This is a genomic window from Amycolatopsis ultiminotia, assembly GCF_039536925.1.
In the GTDB taxonomy this organism is placed as follows: Bacteria; Actinomycetota; Actinomycetes; order Mycobacteriales; family Pseudonocardiaceae; genus Amycolatopsis; species Amycolatopsis ultiminotia.
This window is the reverse complement of sequence record NZ_BAAAZN010000019.1, coordinates 36,425-53,154: the sequence shown is the minus strand read 5'-3', so window position 1 is coordinate 53,154 and position 16,730 is coordinate 36,425. Positions and strand designations below refer to the sequence as shown.

Below are 16,730 nucleotides of genomic sequence, written 5' to 3'. Positions count from 1 at the left end.
ACCGACGAAAACGGCCCGCCCCCGGAAATCCCGGGGGCGGGCCGTGGTGTGCGTGCGGACTCAGTCGTCCTCGCCGCCGCCGAGTGCGGTCTTGGAGACCTGCATCAGGAATTCGATGTTGGTCTTCGTCTTGCGCAGCCGCGAGATGAGCAGGTCGATCGCCTGCTGCGAGTCCAGCGCGTGCAGGACCCGGTGCAGCTTGTGCGTGACCGCGAGCTCGTCCGGCGAGAGCAGCAGCTCCTCCTTGCGGGTGCCGGACGGGTTGACATCGACCGCGGGGAACACGCGCCGTTCGGAGATCTTCCGGTCCAGCTTGAGCTCGGCGTTGCCGGTGCCCTTGAACTCCTCGAAGATCACCGTGTCCATGGTGGACCCGGTCTCCACCATCGCGGTGGCGAAGATGGTGAGCGAGCCGCCGTTCTCGATGTTGCGTGCAGCGCCGAGGAACCGCTTCGGCGGGTACAGCGCGGTCGAGTCGACACCACCGGAGAGGATCCGGCCGGACGCGGGCGCGGCCAGGTTGTAGGCCCGGCCGAGCCGGGTGATCGAGTCGAGCAGCACGACCACGTCGTGGCCCATTTCGACCAGCCGCTTGGCCCGTTCGATGGACAGCTCCGCGACCGAGGTGTGATCGGACGGCGGGCGGTCGAAGGTGGAGGCGATCACCTCGCCCTTCACCGACCGCTGCATGTCGGTGACCTCTTCCGGCCGCTCGTCGACCAGCACGACCATGAGGTGGGCCTCGGGGTTGTTCGTGGTGATCGCGTTGGCGATGTCCTGCATGATCGTGGTCTTACCGGCCTTCGGCGGGGACACGATCAGCGCGCGCTGGCCCTTGCCGACCGGCATGATCAGGTCGATCACGCGGGTGGTCAGCTTGTGCGATTCGGTCTCCAGCCGCAGCCGCTCGTTCGGGTACAGCGGCGTGAGCTTGGTGAAGTCGGGGCGGCGCTTGGCCTCCTCCGGCTCGAGACCGTTGATCGAGTCGACGCGCACCAGCGGGTTGAACTTCTGCCGCTGCTGCTCGCCGTCCCGCGGCTGGCGGACGACACCGGTGATGGCGTCGCCGCGACGCAGGCCGAACTTGCGGACCAGCGAGAGCGACACGTACACGTCGTTCGGCCCGGCGAGGTAGCCGGAGGTGCGCACGAACGCGTAGTTGTCGAGCACGTCCAGGATACCGGCGACCGGCAGCAGAACGTCGTCCTCGCGGATCTCGGTGTCCGGCGCGCCGCCTTCGCCCCTGCCGCCACCGCTGCCCCGGCGCCGCCGGTCGCGGAAGCGACGACCGCGACGGCCGCCTTCCTCGTCGTCGTCCTGCGCGCGGTTGCCGTCCTGCTGGTTGCCCCGCTGCCGGTTGTCCTGGTTGTTGCGGTTGCCGCCCTGGCGATCGCCACGCTGGTCGCGGTTGCCACCGTCCCGGTTGCCACCGTCGCGGTTGCCGCCGTCCCGGTCGCCACGCTGCTCGCGGTTGCCGCCGTCCCGGTCGCCACGCTGCTCGCGGTTCCCGCCATCGCGGTCACCACGCTGCTCGCGGTTCCCGCCGTCGCGGTTGCCGTCCGACCGGTTCGAGCCGCCGCGGCGACGGCGGCTGCGACCGCCCTCCTCCTGCTGCTGGCCCTCGGCCTGCCCCTCCTGCTGCGCGGGCTTCTCGGCGGGGGTTTCGGCCTTCGGTTCGGCCTTCGGCGCGGCCTCGGCCTGCGGGGCAGCCACCGGCGGCTGCTCGGCACGCGGCTGCTCGACCGGCGCCGACTTCGGCGCGCGGACCGGCTTCTCCTGCTTCTCCGCCTTCGGGGCCGGCTCGCCGACGCCTTCGAGCGGGAGCGTTTCCGCCGTGTTCGCCCGCTTCTTGCTGCTCTTGCCCTGCCGCTCGCGGATCGCGGCGATCAGGTCACCCTTGCGCATCCCCGTGGTCTCGCCCACACCCAGTTCACCCGCCAGCTGGCGGAGCTCGGCGATGACCATCCCGGACAGGCCCCCGGTGCGGCGCTTCGGAGCGGCCGCAGCCCCATTGCTCTCAGCGGCCGCGGCGGGGGTCTCCGCGTCGCCGCTCAACAGATCGGTGTTGCTCACACATGTCCTTCCTGACCGATCCACGCCTCCAGGTGGATCAGCGGGCTGCCGCCGTTCGCTTCCGAATCGCGAGAGACGGCTTCTGCCTCCGATGCGGGCGAGTCGCGCCTAACCGTGCGAGACACAGCGAAACGCCGCCAGCACAGGGTGTTTGTCTCCTCCGGACGGAGGAAACGGAATTCGGCACCGCCGGAACTCCGAAACCCGCCTTGCGTCCCTCCGCGTTCCGCGTGCCAGGCGGTGCGGATCGGCGGATCGACGAAGGATGCGGACTCCGGGACTCACGAGGAGGGGAGACCCGCACCGGGTGCGGAAACGCACGGTGATCGAACGCCCCCGAGGGTAGACCGCACCCGGTGCGGGTGCAACAACCACCCCCCGCGTGGCGCACGTTCCCGTCCGCCCCGTGACCGGGTCGTCACCGGGCGGCGACCCGTACACCGGCGAGGTCGACGTCCAGCCCGGCGATTTCGAACCCGGCAACACCCACCCCCGCGGGCAGGATTCCCGACTCGGTGAGAGCGAGCACAGTCGGGCCGGCGCCGGAGATGGTGGCCGGTACGCCGTGCGCACGGAGCGTGCCCACCAGCTCGGCACTCGCCGGATACGCCTTGGCCCGGTAGTCCTGGTGCAGCCGGTCCTCGGTGGCCGCCAGCAGCAGCTCCGGCCGCTCGGTCATGGCGAGCACGGTGAGTGCCGCCCGGCCCGCGCTGTGTGCCGCGTCCACGTGCGGGATGTGCTGCGGCAGCAGGCCACGCGTGGCCCCGGTGGACGAACGTTCCGCGGGGACCGCCACCACCGGCCGGATCCGCGGGCTCGGCACCACCCGTTCGGCGCGGAACCGGCCGTCCTCGCACCAGGCCACCACCAGACCGCCCAGCAGGCTCGCCGCCGCGTTGTCCGCGTGCCCCTCGAACTCCGCGGCCAGCTGCAGTGCGTCGGCGTCCAGCGGGCGTCCGGCCAGTGCGTACCCCAGCGCCACGCCGGAGACCACCGCGGCGGCCGACGAGCCGAGCCCGCGGGCGTGCGGAATGGCGTTGTGGCACCGCAGGTGCAGCCCGGCCGGGGCCACGTCCAGGTGCGCGCAGGCCCGGCGGATCGCACGGACCACCAGGTGGGAATCGTCGGTCGGCACGTCGGCGACGTCGCCTGCGCCCGCGTCGAACACCTCGACCTTGAGCCCGCCGTCGGTGACCTCCAGCTCCACCACGTCGTGGCGGGCCAGTGCGAGCCCGAGCGCGTCGAATCCCGGACCGAGATTCGCCGTGGACCCGGGAACCGTGGCGCGGAACCCGCTCATGGCAGATCCAGCGCCGCCGCCACGGCAGTCGGGTCCACCGCCAGCGGCTCGACCTCGACGTTGCCCTCCAGCGCCGTGGCGGGGTCCTTCAGGCCGTGCCCGGTGACCGTGCAGACGACCGTGGTGTCCTTCGGCAGCCGTCCGTCCGCGGCAGTGGCCAGCAGCCCGGCCACGCTGGTCGCCGACGCGGGTTCCACGAAGACTCCCTCCCGGCTGGCCAGCAGCCGGTAGGCCTCGAGGATCTTCTCGTCGGTGATGGCCTCGAACAACCCGTCCGAAGCCTCCTTCGCGGTGACCGCGCCGGCCCACGACGCGGGGCTGCCGATGCGGATCGCGGTGGCGACGGTGTCCGGGTCGGCGACCGGCGCCCCGTGCACGAGCGGGGCCGCACCGGCGGCCTGGAAACCGAACATCCGCGGCGTGTTCTTCACCACACCGTCGGTCGCGTACTCCGAATAGCCTTTCCAGTAGGCGGTGATGTTGCCCGCGTTGCCCACCGGCAGGCAGTGCACGTCCGGTGCCCTGCCGAGCACGTCGCAGATCTCGAACGCGGCGGTCTTCTGGCCCGCGATGCGCACCGGGTTCACCGAGTTGACGAGCGTGACCGGATAGTCCGCCGCGGTCTTGCGGGCCAGTTCGAGGCAATCGTCGAAGTTGCCGTCGACCTGCAGGATGCGGGCGCCGTGCAGGACCGCCTGCGCCAGCTTGCCCATGGCGATCTTGCCCTGCGGCACGAGCACCGCGCAGGTGAGCCCGGCCCGCGCGGCGTAGGCGGCGGCCGAGGCGGAGGTGTTGCCGGTGGATGCGCAGATCACCGCCTTGAGCCCGCTGGCGAGCGCGTGCGTGATGGCCACCGTCATGCCGCGGTCCTTGAACGAACCGGTCGGGTTGGCACCCTCCACCTTGAGGTAGACCGAGGTGCCGGTCAGCTCGGACAGGTGCGCGGCGGGCAGCAGCGGTGTGTTCCCCTCGCCGAGAGTGACCACGCGGGCCCCGTCCGGCACCGGCACGCGGTCGCGGTACGCCTCGATGATCCCAGGCCAGGAACTCATGCCACCGCCTCCACTCGGAGTTGCACCTTGCGCACCGGCGAAACGCCGGCCCGGACGACGACGGTTCGCCGGCAAGCTGCCCTCATTGGTCTTCGCCTTCCACCCGCATCACGCTGACGACATCGTGCACCACGTCGAGTTTCGCGATCTCGTCCACAGTGGACCGCAGCGCCGCGTCCGGCGCCAGGTGGGTGACCACGACGAGGCTCGCCGTGTCGTTCGCGTCGCGCTGGCGCACCGCCGCGATGCTCACCCCGTGCGCGGCGAACGCCTGCGCCACCTGGGCGAGCACCCCGGCGCGATCGGCGACGTCGAGGCTCACGTGATACCGCGTCGGCGTCTGGCCCATCGGCCGCACCGGCAGGCCCGCATGCGCGGACTCGCGCGGGCCGCGGCCGCCGGCGACCCGGTTGCGGGCCACCGCGACGAGGTCGCCGAGCACCGCGCTGGCGGTGGGCGCGCCGCCGGCCCCCTGGCCGTAGAACATCAGCTCGCCCGCCGCGTCCGCCTCGACGTAGACCGCGTTGAACGCGCCGCTCACGCCGGCCAGCTGGTGGCTGCGCGGGATCATCACCGGGTGCACGCGGGCGGAAACCGACTCCGTGCCGTCGTCTGCGGTCACCCGTTCGCAGATGGCCAGCAGCTTCACCGTGCGGCCGAGCACCCTGGCCGCGACCAGGTCGGACGCGGTCACCGCGGCGATGCCCTCCCGGTGCACCTGCGACGCGGTGACCCTGGTGTGGAAGGACAGCGACGCCAGGATGGCCGCCTTCGACGCGGCGTCGTAGCCGTCGACGTCGGCCGTGGGATCGGCCTCGGCGTAGCCGAGCCGGCTCGCCTCGTCGAGGGTTTCCGCGTACCCGGCGCCGGTCTCGTCCATCGCGGAGAGGATGTAGTTCGTGGTGCCGTTGACAATGCCCATCACCCGGGTGATCCGGTCGCCCGCCAGCGATTCGCGCAGCGGCCGCAGCAACGGGATGGCCCCGGCCACGGAGGCCTCGAAGTACAGGTCCGCACCGGCCGCGTCGGCGGCCTCGGACAGGTCGGCGGAGTACTCGGCCAGCAGCGCCTTGTTGGCGGTGACCACGGACTTGCCCGCCTTCAGCGCGGCGAGCAGCCAGCTGCGCACCGGCTCGATCCCGCCGACCAGCTCGACCACCACGTCCACGTCGTCGCGGACCACCAGCGCAGCCGCGTCGTCGGTGAGCAGTTCGGCGGGCAGCTCGGGGTGCTTGTCCGTACGGCGCACCGCGATCCCGGCCAGCTCCAACGGCGCACCGGCACGCGCGGCCAGCTCGGCGGCCTGTTCGGTGAGCAGACGGGCGACCTCGCCGCCGACCGTGCCGCAGCCGAGCAGGGCCACCCTGATCACGCGGTCCTCCGGTGGCGACCCGCTGTTCGTCAGGGACACAGTGGACACTTCTCAGACCTCCAGGCGCAGCATGTCGTCCGTCGTCTCCCGCCGCAGCAGCAGCCGGGCGCTGCCGTTGCGCACGGCCACCACCGCCGGGCGCGGTTGCCGGTTGTACGTGCTCGCCATCGAGTAGCAGTAGGCACCGGTCGCCGCGACGGCCAGCAGGTCGCCGGGAGCCAGCGTGTCGGGAAGCCAGCAGTCCCGGACGACGATGTCACCGGATTCACAGTGTTTTCCCACGACTCGGGACAGCAGGGCGGCAACCGGCTCGTCCCCGTCGGACGCCGACCGGGAAACCACCCGGCAGTCGTACACCGCGTCGTAGAGCGCGGTGCGGATGTTGTCGCTCATCCCGCCGTCCACGCTCACGTACCGGCGGGCGGTGTCGTCACCGAGCGCGACGTCCTTGGTGGTGCCGACCTCGTACAGGGTGAACGTGCCCGGTCCGGCGATCGCGCGGCCGGGCTCCCCGGCGATGCGCGGCACCGGCAGCTCGGCGTACGCGCATTCCTTGCGCACGATCTCGCGGATCTGGGTGATCATCTGCGCCGGCGGCGGCGGATTGTCCTTTTCGGTGTACGCAATGCCGAAGCCGCCGCCGAGGTCGATCAGGGTCAGCTGGTCCAGCAGGTCGCGGCCGTGTTCCTTGGCGAGCTCGGCGATCAGCCCGACCACCCGGCGGGCGGCGACCTCGAAACCGTCCGCGTCGAAGATCTGCGAGCCGATGTGGCTGTGCAGGCCGACCAGGCGCAGCGACGGGGCGTTGAGCACCCGGCGGACCGCCTCCGCGGCGTCGCCGGAGGCCAGCGAGAAACCGAATTTCTGGTCCTCGTGCGCGGTCGCGATGAACTCGTGGGTGTGCGCCTCGACGCCGACGGTGACCCGCACCAGCACCTTCTGCTCGACCCCGTGGTGTGCGGCGATCTCGGCGAGCCGGGCGATCTCGAAGGAGGAGTCGACCACCACCGTGCCGACCCCGGCGGCGACCGCGGCCTCCAGTTCGGCGACGGATTTGTTGTTGCCGTGCAAGGTGATCCGCTCCGGCGGGAAGTCCGCGCGCTGCGCCACGGCCAGTTCGCCGCCGCTGCACACGTCGAGGCTCAGCCCCTGCTCGGCCACCCAGCGGGCGATCTCGATGGACAGGAACGCCTTCGACGCGTAGTGCACCAGCGCCGGATCGTCGAACGCCTCGGCGTAATCGGCGCAGCGGGACTTGAAGTCCGCCTCGTCGACCACGAACAGCGGCGTGCCGTAGGCCTCGGCGAGGTCGCGCACGTCCACCCCGGCGATCCGGACCACACCGTCGGCGGCGCGATAAACGTTGCGCGGCCACACTTTTGCCGGCAGCTGGTCGAGTTCGCCCGCACTCGTGGGCGGGAACCCGGAGGCGTCGGCATGGGGGTAGACGTCGGCGTGGCGGGGTCCCGCGGGGTGCGCCATGGTTACATCCGTTCCGGAGCTGAGACACCGAGCAGCGACAGACCGTTCGCCAGCACCTGGCGGACGGCTTCGCACAGGGCGAGCCGGGCGTACGTGAGGGGGGTGGCCTCCTCGTCGCCCTGCGGAAGAACCCGGCCGACGGTGTAGAACTTGTGGTAAGCACCGGCGAGTTCTTCGAGGTAGCGGGCCACCCGATGCGGTTCGCGCATCTCCGCGGCCCGGCGCGTCACCCCGGGGAACTCCCCGATGGTGCGGACCAGTTCGCCCTCGACGGGCAGGGTGAGCAAGCCGAAGTCGACGTCCGCGCCGGAACCCGTCCTGGTGAGGCCGAGGTCGTCGGCGGAACGCTGCAGCGAGGACAGCCGGGCGTGCGCGTACTGCACGTAGTAGACCGGGTTGTCGTTGGAATGCTTGCGCAGCAGGTCGAGGTCGATGTCCAGGGTGGAGTCCACGGAGTAGCGGATCAGCTCGTAGCGCGCCGGATCCACGCCGACCGCCTCCACCAGGTCCTCCAGCGTGATCACGGTGCCCGCGCGCTTGGACATCCGCACCGGCTTGCCGTCGCTGACCAGGTTCACCATCTGGCCGATCAGCACCTCCACGGTGCCCGGATCGTCGCCGAAGGCGGCCGCGGCCGCCTTGAGCCGCGCGATGTAGCCGTGGTGGTCCGCGCCGAGCATGTAGATGCACAGGTCGAAGCCGCGGTTGCGCTTGTCCTTGAAATAGGCCAGATCGCCCGCGATGTAGGCCGGGTTGCCGTCGGTCTTGAGCACGACCCGGTCCTTGTCGTCGCCGTACTCGCTGGAACGCAGCCACCAGGCGCCGTCGGCGAGGTAGAGGTTGCCGGAGTCCTTGAGCTGCTGCACCGCGGCGTCGACCGCACCCGACTGGTGCAGCGAGTTCTCGTGGAAGTACACGTCGAAGTCGGTGCCGAACTCGTGCAGGCTCTGCCTGATCTGGGTGAACATCAGCTCGATGCCGATCCGCCGGAAGGTCTCGTGCCGCTCGTTTTCCGGCAGCGACAGCGCACCGGGCTCGGCCTTGATCACCTCGGCCGCGATGTCGCTGATGTAGCCGCCGGCGTAGCCGTCCTCCGGGGCGTGCTCCCCCTTCGCGGCGGCGATCAGCGACCGCACGAACCGGTCGATCTGCGCGCCCGCGTCGTTGAAGTAGTACTCGCGGGTGACCTCGGCGCCCTGCGCGGCGAGCACCCGGCCCAGCGCGTCACCGACCGCGGCCCAGCGGGTGCCGCCGAGGTGGATCGGGCCGGTCGGGTTGGCGGAGACGAACTCGAGGTTGATCCGGCGCCCGGCGAGCGCGTCGCCGCGGCCGAAGGCCGATCCCCCGGCGAGCACCTGGCGCACCAGCTCGCCCTGTGCGTCCGCGGCGAGCCGGAAGTTGAGGAAGCCGGGCCCGGCGACCTCGGCCGCGGACACCCCCTCCGCACCGGCGACCGCCTCGGCGAGCGCCTCGGCGAACTCACGCGGTTTGAGACCGGCTTTCTTGGCCACCTGCAGGGCGAGGTTCGTCGCGTAGTCGCCGTGCTCCGGGTTGCGCGGGCGTTCGATGGTCACCTGCTCCGGGAGCACGGCGTCGTCGACGCCCCGTGCGGCGAGAACCTGCACGGCGGAGCTGCGGACCAGATCGGCGAGAGCGGCGGGAGTCACCCGCCGGATTCTAGGTGCGCCCGCGCGCGCGGGCTCCGCCGGTCCGCCGCGGGGAGACGGCGCACACACCCTTGCCGCGGTCCCGCTCCGCTGCGCAGCTCACCGGGCGTTCACGGTGATCCGACGCCCGGTCTCTACACTGGGCTCCCGGCAGGCCCATCCGGGTCTCTCCAGCCCTCACGAGGAGATCGCGGGAACCATGGCGAACGGGACAACCGGGAAGAAGGGTGCCTCCGGCAAGGCGGCGGTGAAGGCGGCCCGCGGCCGCTCCGTCGTGGCCAAGAAGGGCACGCCGTGGGGCACCATCATCGGGGTGGTCCTGGTGGTCTGCCTGCTGGCCGGCGTCATCACCTACTACATGGTGAAGTCCGCGCCGCAGCGTGAGCAGAAGTCCCGGGACGAGGCGGCCGCCTCGTTCGCGCCGTCGGCGAGCAATCCGGACCCGTCCAAGAAGATCCCCGGCGTGATCACCGCGAAGTACGAGGGCTCGGTGCACGTGCTGCCCACCGAACGGGTGGCCTACGACCACAGTCCGCCGTTCGGCGGCCCGCACGACGGCTACTGGGCCGCGTGCAACGGCGTGGTCTACCCGAAGGCGGTGCGCACCGAGAACATGGTGCACACGCTGGAGCACGGCACGGTGTGGATCGCCTACAACCCGGACCAGGTCAACAGCGACCAGGTGGCCCAGCTGTCCGCGCGGGTCAAGGGCAAGCCGTACACGGTGATGTCGCCTTACCCCGGCCTGGACAAGCCGATCTCACTGCAGTCGTGGGGCCACCAGCTGAAACTGGACAAGGCCGACGATCCGCGCATCGACGAGTTCATCGCCGCGCTGCGGACCAATCCGAACGGGGTGTACCCGGAGATCGGCGCCTCGTGCGACGCACTCGGCCCCGGCCAGTTCGACCCCAACAACCCCCCGCCGTTCGACCCGAGCAAGCCCGGCCCGGACGCGAAGCCGATGGACTACAAGGGCACCACCGGCGCCACCGGCGAACAGGGCGGCATGCCCTCGGGCGCACCGGGCGGGCAGTGACCCGATGACCGAGCAGGAGCCCGATTCCGCCGAGGACACCGAGCGGCCGGCCTGGTCCCGCTGGGTGATCATCGGCGGGACGCTGGTGGCCGTGCTGCTGGTCGGCGCCGCGATCGGCATTTTCGCGGCGCGGATGTCCGGTGGCGACGAGGCCACCGCCACCCCCGGCGCCGGTTCGGTCGAGGTCGGCTTCGCCCAGGACATGTCGGTGCACCACCTGCAGGCGGTCACGATGGCCAACTGGGCGCGGGACCACACGAGCGATCCGGAGGTCAAGCAGCTCGCGTTCGACATCGCGAGCACGCAGACCGACCAGGTCGGCCGGATGAAGGGCTGGCTCATGCTGTGGGACCAGCCCGAGCAGTCCACCGGCCGGTACATGAGCTGGATGACCGAACCGGGCGGACATTCCGGTATGCAGATGCCGGGTACCGCACCGGCCGCCAACGGACTGATGCCCGGTATGGCCACCGACGCCGACCTGGCGAAGCTGCGCGCACTGAGCGGGCAGGCGATGGACGTGGAGTTCCTGCAGCTGATGCTCCGCCACCACCAGGGCGGCGTGCCGATGGCCGAATACGCACAGCAGCACACGAACGTGCCCGCAGTGCAGGCACTGTGCCAAAGCATCCTGACCTCGCAGGGCGCGGAGATGAACCAGATGAGGCAAATGCTCCAGGCGCGGGGCGCGCAGCCACTGCCTGCCAGCTGACCAGTCACCGAAGCACTTTTCCTTGACCGGCAAGGAAAAGTGCTTCAGCGGCGGTTTTCCGCGGCATCAACCGCTGGCCGGGGCGGGTTCCCCGGCAGTGCTCAGGTGCCCCGGCGGCGGGATTCGGCGAGCGGGACGACCGGCCGGTATTTCCCGCCGCCGGGTTGCTGCGGCGGCGGTTGCCGGGCGCGCACCACGGTCACATCCGGCAGGTCGTGGTCCGCGAGCAGCCGCTGGAGTTCACTGTGGACAGTCCGCCACACGGTGTCCGGGTCGGCGCCGCGCGTGACGGCGAGGCGAACCCGTAGCGTCGCCGGGGCGGTCTGCTCGATCTGGAACAGCTCGACCCCCGGCGTGCGGTCGAACAGCGTGCTGAACGTCAGCGGTGCGAACGCGACCGTTTTCCCGTGCCCAGAGGGGAAAGTGAGGATGTCCGCGGACCGGCCGCGGACCCGCAGCGCGGGCAGCGGATTGCCGCACGGGCACGGATCGGGCCGCAGCAGCACACTGTCACCGAGGTTGTAGCGCAGGAACGGCTGGACGCGGTTCGCGAGGTTGCTGATCAGCACCGTGTCCGACCACTCGCCCGGCGGGGTCGGCCGGAACTGCGCGTCGACCGGTTCGAGCACCGCCCAGTCGCTGTTCACGTGGTACCAGCCGTACGCGCAGCCGTTGCTGAGGTAAGTGCATTCGGTGCACGAGTAGAGGGTGGCGACCGTGGCGCGGAAGGCGGCGCCGATCCGCGTGGTGTCCGCGGTGGTCATCGTCTCCCCGGCGGGCACGACCAGCACCGGATCGATGTGCAGCCGGCCGGCCTGCTGTTCCGCGGCCAGCTGCATGATCACCGCTGCGTAGCCGATGACGACGGCCGGACGGTACTCGTCGAGTTCCGCCACCAGCTCCGGAATCGGCTTGTGCACCGAGAACGGCTTCAGGATCCGCTTGCGCCACCGGCTTTCCGCGACCGTACGGGTATATCCGGCGAATCCCGCGTAGTGCCCGCCGGTCGCGACCAGCTGGGCGAACCGCAGCCCGCGGGCGGCCGCGCGCACCGCACCACGGAAACCCAGCCACGAGCCCATCGCCTGCGAACCCAGTGCGCCCGCGACCGCGAGGTAGCGCTCGTCGAACACGAAGATGCCGCGCGAGCCCGTGGTTCCGGAGGTCGTGGCCACCAGGTACTTCCCGGCGAACCGGGTGCCGATCAGTCCCGGATCGTCCACAACGGAACGGACCCGGTGGTAGGTGATCTCGCGGTCGGTGGGCCAGTCGTCGAACCGGGCCATCAAGGTCTTCTTGTCGGTGACCGGCAACACCGCCGGATCCTCGATCCGCTCCGGCAGCCCCCGGTACAGCTCGCGGTAGTACGGCGAGCCCGCCCGCGCAGCGGCGACCGCGGCCGCGAGCCGAACCCGTTGCCGTCGCTCGATCACCGCCATCCCCTGCTTGCGGACGCGACGGATGTCCCGACCCGGCGATACCGCACTCTCATCCATACCGAGCATGAAACTACATCAAGTGTAATATAGCAACTAGTGTATTCTCGGCGCGTGGAAGAGACCCGGTACGAACAACGGAAGCGGCGGACCCGGCAGCTGCTCATCGAGACGGCACTGCGCCTGTTCGCCGAGCAGGGCTACGAGCAGACCACCGTGGCCCAGATCGCGGCAGCCGCCGACGTGGCCACGAAGACGTTCTTCAACCACTTCCCCAGCAAGGAAGACGTGGTGTTCGCCGATACCCGGCAGCGCAACACCATCCCGTTGCAAGTGATCGCCGAGCGGCAGCCCGAGGACACCGTCGCCGATCTGCTGACGCGCAGCTACCAGGCGATGCGGGCCGACTACCAGGCCCGCGGCGGGGAGCAGCACCCGACGCTGATGCGGGCCTACACCCGCCTGGTGCTGAGCGTGCCGAACCTGCAGGCCAAGGCCCTGCACCAGGTGTACGACCTGCAGCGGGAGGTGGCATCCGCACTGCACGAGGCGTTTCCGGACCAGCTGGACCCGATCAAGGCCGCGGCGGTGGTCGGCTGCCTGGTCGGCGCGACTCAGGCCGCCGCACTGACCAGCCTCGAACTCGGCCAGAGCGAGGACGAGTTCTGGGCAGCCATGCGCTGCGGACTCGACACCGGCCTGAGCGGGCTACGCACCTGAACCACCCGCGGGCGGACTCCGTCGGGTCAGCCGCGGTCGGTGTACCGCGGCCGCCGGATTTCCTTCACGGCGCCGAGCGTGGACCACTCGTCCCGGCCGAGGCGGGCCAGCGGGCGCAGCCGGTCGATCACCGGATGGTCGCCGTCGAGCACCTGCTCGGCCACCGCGAGGTGCACGACCCGGCCGAACACCACCGTGGACGCGCCGAAGCCGACCGTGCTGTGCAGCTCGCATTCGAACGCCACCGGCGATTCCGCGACGCGCGGTGGCCGCACCCGGAGGCTCGGCTCGCGGGTCAGGCCGGTCTCGTCGAACTCGCTGAGTTCCGGCGGGAAATCCGCGCCGGATTCGTTGACCTGCTCGAACAGCGCTTCGGGCGTCAGGTTCACCACGAACTGCCCGGTCGCCTCGACGTTGCGCAGCGTGTCCTTCCGCCCGACCGAGGTGAACTGCAGTACCGCGGGCGCCGCCGAAGCGACGGTGAAGAACGAATGCGGCGCGAGATTGTCCACGCCTGCCTCCGAAGTGCTGGAAACCCAGGCGATCGGCCGCGGCACCACGGTCGCGGTGAGCAGTCGGTAGAAGGCGTGCGGCGCGATCTCCGCCGGATCGAAGTCCTTGCGCATACTCCCGGTCTACCAGGACAGCTCCGTGCATCGACGGGCGCACTGCGGTGCTTCGACCTGCAGGGTGGCGTGGTTGATGGCATAGCGCGTGGCCAGCAGGTCCTGCGCCCTGGTCAGCACCGCGGACTGTTCGGCCTCCGCAGTCACCGTCAGATGCGCGGAGGCGACCTCCATCCCCGAGGTCAGCGTCCACACGTGCAGATCGTGCACGTCCGCCACCCCCGGCAGCGCGGCCAGCTCCGTGCTGATCCCGGCCACGTCAACGCCGGAAGGCGCGTGCTGGAACAGGATGCGCAACGCCCGGCGGGCGAGCGTCCAGGTGCGCGGCAGCACGAACAGCCCGATCGCGACACCGATGATCGGGTCCGCGTAGCGCCAGCCCGTCGTCAGCGTGACCGCACCGCTCACCAGTACCCCGACCGAACCGATCAGGTCGGACAGCACCTCGAGGTACGCACCCCGGACATTCAGGCTCTCCTTCGCACCGGAGCGCAGCACGAGGAACGACACGACGTTCGCCGCCAGCCCGGCAGCCGCCGCGAGCAGCACCGGCAGACCCGGCACCTCCGGCGGATCGGTGATCCGGCCGACCGCCTCCACCACCACGTACCCGGCCACCCCGAACAGCAGCACGGCATTGGCCAGCGCGGCGAGCACCTCGGCGCGGTACATGCCGAAGGTGCGGCTGTAGGTCGGGCCGCTGCGGCGCGCGAGCACGATCGCGGTGAGCGCCATGCCCACCCCGAGCACGTCGGTGAACATGTGCGCCGCGTCGGAGACCAGCGCCAGCGAGCCGGTGGCGAATCCGACCACGAACTCCAGCACCATGAAGCCGGCGCCCACCACGAGGGCGATCAGCAGGGCACGGACGTAGCGACCGGAGGCACTCGCCGGCGCGACGGCGTGCCCGTGGCCGTGCCCGTGTCCCATGATCGCCTCCCGTCGTGCACCGCTTCCGGGACGGGTGCCCCATCCGAAATATATTGTCGCATGCGCATATGTGCAATACAGGTAAGCCTTAGTTCACTTCTACCACCTGAACGGACGCACACCTATCCCCCGGCGACCGGTTCCCGCGAAGTGGGAGGGCTCAGCGCACGAGCCGGAAGAACCCGCGCACCTGGGCGATCAGCGATTCGGGCTGTTCCATGGCGGCGAAGTGCCCGCCGCGCGGCAGCTGCTCGTACCAGCGCAGGTCGGTGAACCGCTGTTCGGCCTCCCGGCGCGAGGGACGGCTGATCTCACGGGGGTAGACCGAGACCCCGGACGGCGCCGTGACCTGATCGCGGAAGGAGCCGAAGCTTTCCCAGTACAGCCGCGCAGACGACGTGGCCGAGGCGGTGAACCAGTACACCGAGATGGCGTCGAGGATCTGCCGGCGGGACAGCGCGTCCTCCGGATGCCCGTTGTTGTCCGTCCAGGCCCAGAACTTCTCGGCGATCCAGGCCGCCTGCCCGGCAGGCGAGTCGGTGAGGCCGTAGCCGAGTGTCTGCGGACGAGTGGACTGCTGCCCGGAGTAGCCGCGCCCGGTGCGGCCGAATTCCTTCGCCGCCTCCGCCGCGGCAAGCTCCTCCGGCGTCGCATCCGCGAACGTGCCGACCGGCGCGGCCGCCATGTTCACGTGCACGCCCGCGACCCGCTCCGGCGCGACTTCACCGAGTGCACCGGAAACGGCCGAACCCCAGTCCCCGCCCTGCGCGCCGTAGCGGTCGTAGCCGAGCGAGACCATCAGCCGGTCCCAGGCGCGCGCGATCCGGCCGATCCCCCAGCCGGTCCCGGTGGGTTTGTCGCTCCAGCCGTACCCGGGCAGCGAGGGCGCGACGACGTGGAACGCGTCGGCCGGGTCCCCGCCGTGCGCCCGCGGATCGGTGAGCGGCCCGAGCACGTCGAGGAACTCCAGCACCGAACCGGGCCAGCCGTGCGTGATCACCAGCGGGAACGCATCCGGCTCCGGCGAGCGGACATGCAGGAAGTGGATCCCGAGCCCGTCCACGGTGTCCCGGAACTGCGGGAAGGCGTTGACCCGCTCCGCGAACCCGAAGTCGTAGTCCTCGGCCCAGCTGCGGCACAGCTCCTGCGCGTACTCGAGCGGAATCCCCTGCGACCAGTCCCCGACCGTCTCCGCCTCCGGCCACCGAGTACGCCGCAACCGCTCCCGCAACTCCACAACATCCGCCTCGGCAACCCTGACCTGGAACGGCTCCGCAGCCACGACAGTCTCCCTCCGTCTGAGCCCCACCGACGCTAGCGCGAAACCGCCACCACAACCACGCACAGGCCCCCTCCAATGTAGCCCCGGAGACACCGTGCGCTAAGCTTCAGCACAGCCGCGCAAGCGGCGCGCCCTCGTAGCTCAGGGGATAGAGCACTGCCCTCCGGAGGCAGGTGTCGCAGGTTCGAATCCTGCCGGGGGCACTCCAAGGATGGGAACGGGAGAGGTGCTAGCCATGGCACCCTCCTTGTTCTCGTTGTTGTGTTTGCGCTGGTTGAGTCGCTGCTCTCGGTCGAACGGCAGGATGACGGCCTCGTCAGCGGCCTGACGGGTGGCTGGCAGTGTCGTTCCGGCCAGGGTGACCGTGCACTTGATCTGGTTGGTGTCCTTGTGGTAGCGGAGTTCGAGTCGGAGGGCTTCGAACAGTCGCCGCGCGGTGTCTTCGGGTAGTTCTTCGATCCGGACCTCACCCGTGGGCAAGGTGTCGAGCAGGTCGGGGTTGGGTGCCTGCTGGTTGGCCTCCTCGGCTTCGGCGAGCTGGGCTTCAAGTTGGGTCTTGCGCTGGTGAAGTTCGGCGCGTTCCTCGTTGATGTCGCGCACGAAGTCTTCGGTCGGTGTGTCGATACGGGAGAAGTTGCGGACGAGGTTCTTGATCATGCGGGTGGTGTCGTCGATCTCGCGTCGCAGGGCGGCGAGGCGTTGTTCTCGTTCCCGTTGGGCGGCGGCGCCGAGGTCTCGGACCGTGCTGTCGAGCAGGTTGCGGCGGTAGGTGCCGAAGATGTGGGTGGAGAGGAACTCGTTGAGTTTGTCGATGATCGCGTCTTCGCGTATCCAGAAGCTCCCAGCGGTGGGGTGGCCGTCGGGGACGTATCCCTTCTTCGGTTCGCACACGTAGTAGGCGTGGCCACGGCGGGTCTTGCCGTTCATGCGCCGGCCGCAGTCGCCGTGGAACAGGTAGGTGCGCAGCAGATACGAGCGTTTGGTCTGGGGATGCTTGACGTTGGTGTTGCTGGTGCTGCGTGAGCCGAAGCGGTGTCCG

14 protein-coding genes and 1 tRNA gene are annotated in these 16,730 nt (G+C 70.4%); 5 read left to right on the top strand and 10 right to left on the bottom strand.

The window, feature by feature from the left end; all coding sequences use genetic code 11:
* Window positions 1–60: 60 nt before the first annotated feature.
* From rho to argS, 6 genes are all read right to left on the bottom strand, one after another.
* Window positions 61–2,073, bottom strand: coding sequence for a transcription termination factor Rho (gene rho, locus ABD793_RS33370; RefSeq protein ID WP_344867266.1), 2,013 nt, complete (start codon window positions 2,071–2,073; stop codon window positions 61–63).
* Window positions 2,074–2,491: 418 nt separating this feature from the next.
* Window positions 2,492–3,373 carry a homoserine kinase gene (gene thrB / locus ABD793_RS33365; protein WP_344867265.1) on the bottom strand — a complete coding sequence of 294 codons (882 nt, stop codon included), beginning with the start codon at window positions 3,371–3,373 and terminating at the stop codon, window positions 2,492–2,494.
* Window positions 3,370–4,425: a threonine synthase gene (thrC, locus tag ABD793_RS33360; RefSeq protein WP_344867264.1), complete on the bottom strand. Its 1,056-nt coding sequence runs from the start codon at window positions 4,423–4,425 to the stop codon at window positions 3,370–3,372. Before thrC ends, thrB begins: the two co-directional genes overlap by 4 nt.
* Before the next feature lie 82 nt (window positions 4,426–4,507).
* The gene (locus ABD793_RS33355; RefSeq protein WP_344867263.1) at window positions 4,508–5,845 is read right to left on the bottom strand and encodes a homoserine dehydrogenase; all 1,338 of its coding nucleotides are present in this window, start codon (window positions 5,843–5,845) and stop codon (window positions 4,508–4,510) included.
* 3 nt (window positions 5,846–5,848) lie between these two features.
* Entirely contained in the window at window positions 5,849–7,279 is a 1,431-nt protein-coding gene (gene lysA, locus ABD793_RS33350; RefSeq protein WP_344867262.1) for a diaminopimelate decarboxylase, read from the bottom strand.
* Between the two features lie 2 nt (window positions 7,280–7,281).
* Entirely contained in the window at window positions 7,282–8,946 is a 1,665-nt protein-coding gene (gene argS, locus ABD793_RS33345; RefSeq protein ID WP_344867261.1) for an arginine--tRNA ligase, read from the bottom strand.
* A 199-nt stretch (window positions 8,947–9,145) separates the two neighbouring features.
* Between argS and ABD793_RS33340 the strand changes: the two genes are divergently transcribed.
* Both ABD793_RS33340 and ABD793_RS33335 read left to right on the top strand, forming a co-directional pair.
* Complete coding sequence (locus ABD793_RS33340) at window positions 9,146–9,985, top strand: thioredoxin-like domain-containing protein (protein WP_344867260.1); 840 nt, start codon at window positions 9,146–9,148, stop codon at window positions 9,983–9,985.
* A gap of 4 nt (window positions 9,986–9,989) precedes the next feature.
* Window positions 9,990–10,697, top strand: coding sequence for a DUF305 domain-containing protein (locus ABD793_RS33335; protein WP_344867259.1), 708 nt, complete (start codon window positions 9,990–9,992; stop codon window positions 10,695–10,697).
* 101 nt (window positions 10,698–10,798) lie between these two features.
* Here ABD793_RS33335 and ABD793_RS33330 read toward each other — a convergent pair whose 3' ends face one another.
* Complete coding sequence (locus ABD793_RS33330) at window positions 10,799–12,193, bottom strand: phenylacetate--CoA ligase family protein (RefSeq protein ID WP_344867258.1); 1,395 nt, start codon at window positions 12,191–12,193, stop codon at window positions 10,799–10,801.
* A 54-nt stretch (window positions 12,194–12,247) separates the two neighbouring features.
* Between ABD793_RS33330 and ABD793_RS33325 the strand changes: the two genes are divergently transcribed.
* Window positions 12,248–12,853, top strand: a complete 606-nt coding sequence (locus tag ABD793_RS33325; protein ID WP_344867257.1) for a TetR/AcrR family transcriptional regulator — start codon at window positions 12,248–12,250, stop codon at window positions 12,851–12,853.
* A 26-nt stretch (window positions 12,854–12,879) separates the two neighbouring features.
* Here ABD793_RS33325 and ABD793_RS33320 read toward each other — a convergent pair whose 3' ends face one another.
* From ABD793_RS33320 to ABD793_RS33310, 3 genes are all read right to left on the bottom strand, one after another.
* Window positions 12,880–13,479, bottom strand: coding sequence for a flavin reductase family protein (locus ABD793_RS33320; RefSeq protein WP_344867256.1), 600 nt, complete (start codon window positions 13,477–13,479; stop codon window positions 12,880–12,882).
* Between the two features lie 9 nt (window positions 13,480–13,488).
* Window positions 13,489–14,409, bottom strand: a complete 921-nt coding sequence (locus ABD793_RS33315; RefSeq protein WP_344867255.1) for a cation diffusion facilitator family transporter — start codon at window positions 14,407–14,409, stop codon at window positions 13,489–13,491.
* A 160-nt stretch (window positions 14,410–14,569) separates the two neighbouring features.
* Window positions 14,570–15,691: an epoxide hydrolase family protein gene (locus tag ABD793_RS33310; RefSeq protein WP_344867254.1), complete on the bottom strand. Its 1,122-nt coding sequence runs from the start codon at window positions 15,689–15,691 to the stop codon at window positions 14,570–14,572.
* A 130-nt stretch (window positions 15,692–15,821) separates the two neighbouring features.
* Here ABD793_RS33310 and ABD793_RS33305 point away from each other — a divergent pair.
* Window positions 15,822–15,894: transfer RNA gene (locus tag ABD793_RS33305), tRNA-Arg, on the top strand.
* A 361-nt stretch (window positions 15,895–16,255) separates the two neighbouring features.
* A complete protein-coding gene (locus ABD793_RS33300; RefSeq protein ID WP_344867253.1) occupies window positions 16,256–16,714 on the top strand; it encodes a hypothetical protein in 459 nt (152 codons plus the stop codon).
* Window positions 16,715–16,730: the final 16 nt, after the last annotated feature.

Coding starts and splice junctions, on each gene's coding strand:
- ABD793_RS33335 (WP_344867259.1), top strand. CDS start 9,990: ATGACCGAGCAGGAGCCCGATTCCGCCGAGGACACCGAGCGGCCGGCC.
- thrC (WP_344867264.1), bottom strand. CDS start 4,425: ATGAGTTCCTGGCCTGGGATCATCGAGGCGTACCGCGACCGCGTGCCG.
- ABD793_RS33340 (WP_344867260.1), top strand. CDS start 9,146: ATGGCGAACGGGACAACCGGGAAGAAGGGTGCCTCCGGCAAGGCGGCG.
- thrB (WP_344867265.1), bottom strand. CDS start 3,373: ATGAGCGGGTTCCGCGCCACGGTTCCCGGGTCCACGGCGAATCTCGGT.
- ABD793_RS33320 (WP_344867256.1), bottom strand. CDS start 13,479: ATGCGCAAGGACTTCGATCCGGCGGAGATCGCGCCGCACGCCTTCTAC.
- ABD793_RS33330 (WP_344867258.1), bottom strand. CDS start 12,193: ATGGATGAGAGTGCGGTATCGCCGGGTCGGGACATCCGTCGCGTCCGC.
- lysA (WP_344867262.1), bottom strand. CDS start 7,279: ATGGCGCACCCCGCGGGACCCCGCCACGCCGACGTCTACCCCCATGCC.
- ABD793_RS33315 (WP_344867255.1), bottom strand. CDS start 14,409: ATGGGACACGGGCACGGCCACGGGCACGCCGTCGCGCCGGCGAGTGCC.